Raw genomic sequence first — 6,000 nt, 5'->3', positions numbered from 1 at the left:
GGGTATCCATGATGGAGGCCCTCAAGGTGATGGCTTGCTTCAAGGTTAGCCTTTCAACACATAACTGGGACAGCGCCTAAAAAAACCCTCCATCGGAGGGTTTTTGTCATCAACAGCCGGTAAAAAGCCGAGTGGCTTAGAACAGGGTGGTGGAGAGATCGTACAGCTCCTGATCGAACGGGCGCTTGAGGTTCTCGATGCAGTCGATGATGTCGTGGTGCACCATCTCGTTGCCCTGGATACCGACGCAGCGGCCACCCTGACCGGCCAGCAGCTGCTCGACGGCAAAGGCACCCATGCGGCTGGACATGATGCGATCGCGGGCGGTCGGCGAGCCGCCACGCTGGATGTGACCCAGTATGGTGGCGCGGGTTTCGCGGCCTGTCATGGCTTCGATGTCTTTGGCCAGGGCGTTGACGTCGGTGACGTGCTCACAGATGGTGATGATGGCGTGCTTCTTGCCTTTGGCTTCGCCTTCCTTGATCTGTTGCAGCAGCTTCTCCTTGTCAAACGCCACTTCCGGCACGATCACGTACTCGGCGCCACCGGCAACGGCGGCGGACATGGCCAGATCGCCACAGTGGCGGCCCATGATCTCGACCACAGAGATGCGGTGGTGGGAGCTGCAGGTGTCGCGCAGGCGGTCGATGGCGTCGACGACCACGTTCAGGGCGGTGTCAAAGCCGATGGTGAAGTCGGTACCGGCGATGTCGTTGTCTATGGTGCCCGGCAGGCCGATGCAGGGGAAACCCTCTTCGGTCAGCTTCTTGGCGCCCATGTAGGAGCCGTCACCGCCGATCACCACCAGGGCGTCGATGCCGTGTTTTTTAAGGTTCTCGATCGCTTCGGCGCGCACTTTCGGGTCCTTGAACGCGGGGAAACGGGCAGAGCCCAGGAAGGTGCCACCGCGATTGACCACGTCGGAGACGCTGTGGCGCTCGAGCTTGACGATCCTGTCCTGATGCAGACCGAGGTAGCCATCATAGATGCCGTAGACTTCCAGGCCATGATGCAGACCGGCGCGCACCACGGCGCGAATGGCTGCGTTCATACCCGGTGCGTCACCACCACTGGTCAAAACACCAATACGTTTGATTTGTTTGGTCATGAGTGCCTCTGGATCTGAGTTGTCGAATATCAATATCTGAAAATGGGGCCAGCCGTTTTTACTATATCGGCTTTCCTATGGAAGAAGGGGACCCATAGGAAAGCGATATCAAGAGAGGGGCCAGGCCCCTCTCTTGCGTCACTTACTGGGCGGCGCCAGCGATGATCTGGGAGAAGTCGTCCACTTTCAGGGACGCACCACCCACCAAGCCACCGTCGATGTCCGGCTGACCGAACAGGTCGGCAGCGGTCGCGCCAGTGACGGAGCCACCGTACAGGATCTGTACCTTGGCAGCCACGGCGGCGTCGAAGCCGGCCAGGTACTGACGGATGTGAGCGTGAACGGATTGCGCGATTTCCGGGGTGGCAGTCTTGCCGGTGCCGATGGCCCATACCGGCTCGTAAGCCACGACGGCGTTGGCGAAGGAGGCGATGCCGCAACGGTCGATGACGGCTTTGAGCTGGGTCTCGACCACGTTCTTGGTCACGCCGGCTTCGAACTGCTCCAGGGTCTCACCGATGCACAGTACCGGGATCAGGCCGCCCTTCTGGATGGCTTCGTACTTGGCAGCCACCACGTCGTCGGTCTCTGCGTGCAGGGTGCGACGCTCGCTGTGGCCGACCAGGGAGTAGGTGCAACCGAAGGCTTTGAGCATGGAGGGGGCGTTCTCGCCGGTGAAGGCGCCGGACTCGTGAACGTCGGCGTTCTGGGCACCGTAAGCGATCTTGCTGCCAGCGGTCAGCTGTTCAACCAGACCCAAAAAGATAACCGGCGGGCAGACGGCGACTTGCACGGAAGGATGAGCGGCAGCAGCCGGGGTCAGTCCTTTGATCAGAGCTTCGACAGAAGCTTTGGTGCCGTTCAGTTTCCAGTTACCCATTACCAGGTGGTGTCTCATCTTCTCAATCTCCTAGGCATTTGATTGCGCAACATTATATGAATTGAACCGAGCCCAAGATAGCTGACCCGGCGGCAAATGACGTAATTTTTTTTCGCTTTCCTGATCCAAATCAGGAATGCAAGAACCGATCGCTCATTCGTTAACCTGCCCCCGCAAACGGGCCCACCATACCCCAATCCACTCGTGAATGGCAGCCTCGGAATACATCAGATAACGCCCCTTGGGCAGGTAGCTGTAGAGGGGCTGCGGCTCCTGGCTCTGCTTGGCGGTGTAGTCGGTGGGGGCCGGCACCGCATCGAGTCCCTGACCGCGATAGAGGGCCATGGCCCTGGGCAGGTGGGTGGCCGAGCTCACCAGGGCGACCCGCTTGCCCTTGAGGTGGGCGCTGATGCTGACCGCCTCGTCATGGGTGTCTTTGTTGTTTTCAAACAACGTCATTCGGGAGCGGGGGATGCCGAGGCTGGTCGCCATGCGGGCGTTGACCTCGGCGTTGGAGAGGGGATCACCCGACACATAACCGGAGAAGACCAGCTCGGCCTCTGGATAGGCCTGGGCGAGGCGCACCCCCTCCAGGGTTCTGGCGAGGGCTATGTTGTTCTGCCAGGCGCGCTCGGGCACCGCCGGATCGCTCACATGACCGTTGCCGAGCACCACGATGGCCTCTATATCCGGGTGCTGGCTCACCTCGAAGGGCGGATAGGTCTGCTCAAGTGAGCGGGCCAGCTCATAGCTGACGGGCCTCATCCCCATCAGGGCGATGATCACCAGGGAGAGGGTCGCCAGCAGCTTGCCGCTCTTCTGAAAGCGGGTGAACCAGAGCAGCAGCAACGCCAGCAGCAATAAGGAGAGGGAGAAGGGCAGCGGCATCAGCAACTGGCCCAACCATTTTTTAAGCTCAAACACTGTGGTGTCGTCCTTGAGTTTTCAGCGGATCCGGGATGTGACAGAATACCCCTCTTTTTTCCTGTGGCCCAATCCTGTGTGGTTCCTCCCTCAACCTCAACAGCGGGGCGGCCGAAGATGAGTGTGTCTTGAAGCAAGATCAGAGTTTTGACGGGCGCGCCGACAAGTTCGCTCGCAACATTTATGACTCCACCAAGGGGCGCATTCGCACCGCCGTGGTGTGGAGCGACATCGAAGCCTGCCTGGCGCGCCTTGGCAACCGGCCCCTGCGCATCCTGGATGCCGGCGGTGGTTTTGGCTATTTCGCCCAGAAGCTGGCGGCCATGGGCCACCAGGTGGAGCTGTGCGATCTATCGGCAGAGATGCTGGATCTCGCCCAGGAGCAGATTGCCCAGAAGGGACTGGAAGACAGAATTCGTCTCATCCATTGCCCCATTCAGGATCTCAAGGCCCATGTGACCGGCACCTTTGATCTGGTGCTCTGTCATGCGGTGCTGGAGTGGCTCGCCGAGCCCCGCCAGACCCTGCTCGGTCTGTTCCCTTTCGTCAATGCAGGGGGCATACTGTCGCTGCTTTTTTACAATCGTCATGGCCTCTTGTTCCAGAGCCTGGTGGTGGGCAATTTCGACTACGTGCGCCAGGGGCTGAACAAGAAGCGTCAGACCGCGCTCACGCCCACCAACCCCCAGTTGCCGGAACAGGTCTATGACTGGATAGGCCGGGGGGGCCTCAAGATCATCGGCAAGACAGGGGTGCGGGTCATTCACGACTACATGCGCCACAAGCAGGAGCAGGTCGAGAAATTCGACGATCTGCTGGCCATGGAGCAGCACTACTGTCGTCAGGAACCCTTTGTCTCCCTTGGGCGCTACATCCATGTGATGGCCCAGAAGCCGGTCGGCTGAGGGCTGTCATGGGGGCCTGAATGGCCGGGATGCCAGGGTTTATGCGGTCGGGATACCGCCGCCGGGGTTGCCCATCCCCGGGTCCGAATCACCACGAGGGGTCTGGTACCCCCGTTTATAACAACGAGATGATAACGTCATGATGAGTACATCCCGTACCCTGCCAGAGACGGTGGGATGGGTCAGACAGGAGGGCCTCTCCTTGAATCTGCCCACCGACAGGCTGGCCTTTCTGATTGCGATCAAGACGCTGTCCGAGGACGAGTCTGATCTCTCGGAGGCCGCGCTGCACGACGCCTTCGGCTATGTTAGCAGCGCCTTCGGCCAGATGGACGAGACCCTCTCGGGCCGCGCCAACAACGCCATCAACGATCTCATTCGCCAGCAACTGCTGTCGCGCTTCACCACCGACATGGTGGCGGGGGAGAGCCTCTATCGCCTGTCGCGCCTCGGGGTCGGCATCGTCGACTTCTTCATGGAGAACCGCCAGGTCGACTCCATCAAGCTCTCCATCCTGCTCGAACACCTGGCGGCCGAGCTCGACACCGCCCGCGAGGCGGCGCTCGAGACCAATACCCGGGAGCAGTGGGACGCAGAAGTGCTGCCGCGGCTCACCTTCTCCCTGGAAGAGACGCTCGGACGCATCGATCTCACCCAGCGCGCCATGGACGAGCAGCAGAATCAGGTCAAGAACGAGATTGCAGCCCTGCTGACCCAGAACTGGATCGACGCCATCCACAGCTGCGAGAAGCTGCTGCGCGAGACGGGCCAGACCCTGCGCGAGCTGCAGGATACCCTGGACGCCGCCGGCCACCGCCTGCAGGCAGGGTTGCTCAACATTCAGGAAGCGGCCCAGGGGCGCGACGATCTCCTCCACGTCGAGGAGCTGACCCATGCCCTGCAGGGGCGGCTCGACGTCATCACCTCCTGGGGTCAGCAGTGCATCGAGCTCTGGTCCCGCTATGACAGGCACGTCCACAAGTTCATCCGCAACGCCATCGACATGGACAAGAACCGCGCCTTCAGCCAGCGGCTGCGGGAATCCATCCGCAACTTCGAGCAGCACAACTTCTTGCTCAGAGTCGCCGAGGAGCCGCGCCTCTTGGAGCTGCGGGACGAAACCATCGCCATCCACGACGAGGAGGTGACCGGCGAGGTGCCCCTCGAGATGGAGTTCATGGAGATGGTGGACATCAACCAGGCGCTGGCGGAGCGCATCGAGCGTTATCTGGCCCGCTATCCCGAGCAGGGGCAGCAGCTGGATCTCGCCGACGTGCTGCGAGAATACCTGCTCGATTTCCCGGCCCACGCCCACTTCGACGTGGCGCGTCTGCTGATAGACCAGGCCGTGCGCCTCGGCCATGCCAGCGGTGAGCGCGAGCTGCACCGCCAACCCGCATGGAAACCCATTAACCAAGCTGGATCCAAGGTTCAGGCCTATGTCATTGATCAATTCTGAGTTTCCCTTGCCCCTGCGGCTCGCAGAGGCCATCGCCAACCCCTTGTTTCCGCGCATCGACACCGCCCTGCGCTCGGGGCGCCACATCAGTGCCGACGATTTCGAACAGCATTCGGCCCTGGTGGAGTTCCATGGCGAGCTCGAGATCTTCTACGGCCGCTATCAGGTCGAGCTCATCAAGGCGCCTGAGGGCTTCTTCTACCTGCGCCCGCGCCCGAGCGCCGACATCGGAACAACCGTTTTATCTGAGCTCGATATGCTGGTGGGCAAGGTGCTCTGCTACCTCTATTTGAGCCCGGACCGCCTCGCATCCGAAGGGGTCTTCACCATGGGCGAGTTGCAGGAGGAGGTGCTGAGTCTGGCGGACGAGAAGCAGCTGCTGCGCATGGTCAACAGCCGCTCCGGTGGCACGGATCTCGACAAGAAGAAGCTGCTCGAGAAGATCCGCACCTCCATGCGCCGCCTCAAGCGCCTCGGGATGATCACCGCCCTTGGCAACAGCGACAAATTCCGGGTCAACGAATCCGTGTTCCGCTTCGCCGCCGACGTGCGTTCCGACGAGGATCCCCGCGCGGTGCAGCTGCGGATGATCCAGGAGGGAGAGGCCATCTTCCACGACGACGAGATGCCGAGCAGCGACTCGCTGTTCGAGGATATTGAAGAGGATCTGGACGAAGAGCAGCTGGAGCTGGAGGTGGAAGATGATCTGCAACGTTAATGTTCT

General features: G+C 61.0%; 6 protein-coding genes. 3 read left to right on the top strand and 3 right to left on the bottom strand.

Annotated elements, in window-relative coordinates:
* Nucleotides 1-136: 136 nt before the first annotated feature.
* From pfkA to elyC, 3 genes are all read right to left on the bottom strand, one after another.
* The gene (gene pfkA, locus AC3WR3_RS13535) at nucleotides 137-1,108 is read right to left on the bottom strand and encodes a 6-phosphofructokinase (protein ID WP_005326082.1); all 972 of its coding nucleotides are present in this window, start codon (nucleotides 1,106-1,108) and stop codon (nucleotides 137-139) included.
* Nucleotides 1,109-1,250: 142 nt separating this feature from the next.
* Complete coding sequence (gene tpiA / locus AC3WR3_RS13530; protein WP_492292091.1) at nucleotides 1,251-2,006, bottom strand: triose-phosphate isomerase; 756 nt, start codon at nucleotides 2,004-2,006, stop codon at nucleotides 1,251-1,253.
* A gap of 135 nt (nucleotides 2,007-2,141) precedes the next feature.
* Nucleotides 2,142-2,912, bottom strand: coding sequence for an envelope biogenesis factor ElyC (gene elyC, locus AC3WR3_RS13525; protein WP_492292090.1), 771 nt, complete (start codon nucleotides 2,910-2,912; stop codon nucleotides 2,142-2,144).
* Between the two features lie 128 nt (nucleotides 2,913-3,040).
* On the opposite strand from elyC, the gene cmoM reads away from it, so the two are divergent.
* From cmoM to mukE, 3 genes are all read left to right on the top strand, one after another.
* Entirely contained in the window at nucleotides 3,041-3,817 is a 777-nt protein-coding gene (gene cmoM / locus AC3WR3_RS13520) for a tRNA uridine 5-oxyacetic acid(34) methyltransferase CmoM (protein WP_492292089.1), read from the top strand.
* A 139-nt stretch (nucleotides 3,818-3,956) separates the two neighbouring features.
* Nucleotides 3,957-5,276, top strand: coding sequence for a chromosome partition protein MukF (gene mukF / locus AC3WR3_RS13515; protein ID WP_202045826.1), 1,320 nt, complete (start codon nucleotides 3,957-3,959; stop codon nucleotides 5,274-5,276).
* Nucleotides 5,257-5,994, top strand: a complete 738-nt coding sequence (gene mukE / locus AC3WR3_RS13510; RefSeq protein ID WP_139434340.1) for a chromosome partition protein MukE — start codon at nucleotides 5,257-5,259, stop codon at nucleotides 5,992-5,994. Before mukF ends, mukE begins: the two co-directional genes overlap by 20 nt.
* The last annotated feature ends 6 nt before the right edge of the window (nucleotides 5,995-6,000 follow it).

The sequence above is a fragment of the Aeromonas sp. EU05-FHT14A05 genome (assembly GCF_058791175.1).
This window is presented reverse-complemented; position numbering and strand designations above follow the sequence as displayed.

Bases quoted from the DNA above. Each gene is read 5' to 3' on its own strand.
- mukF (WP_202045826.1), top strand. From the start codon at position 3,957: ATGATGAGTACATCCCGTACCCTGCCAGAGACGGTGGGATGGGTCAGA.
- tpiA (WP_492292091.1), bottom strand. From the start codon at position 2,006: ATGAGACACCACCTGGTAATGGGTAACTGGAAACTGAACGGCACCAAA.
- mukE (WP_139434340.1), top strand. From the start codon at position 5,257: ATGTCATTGATCAATTCTGAGTTTCCCTTGCCCCTGCGGCTCGCAGAG.
- pfkA (WP_005326082.1), bottom strand. From the start codon at position 1,108: ATGACCAAACAAATCAAACGTATTGGTGTTTTGACCAGTGGTGGTGAC.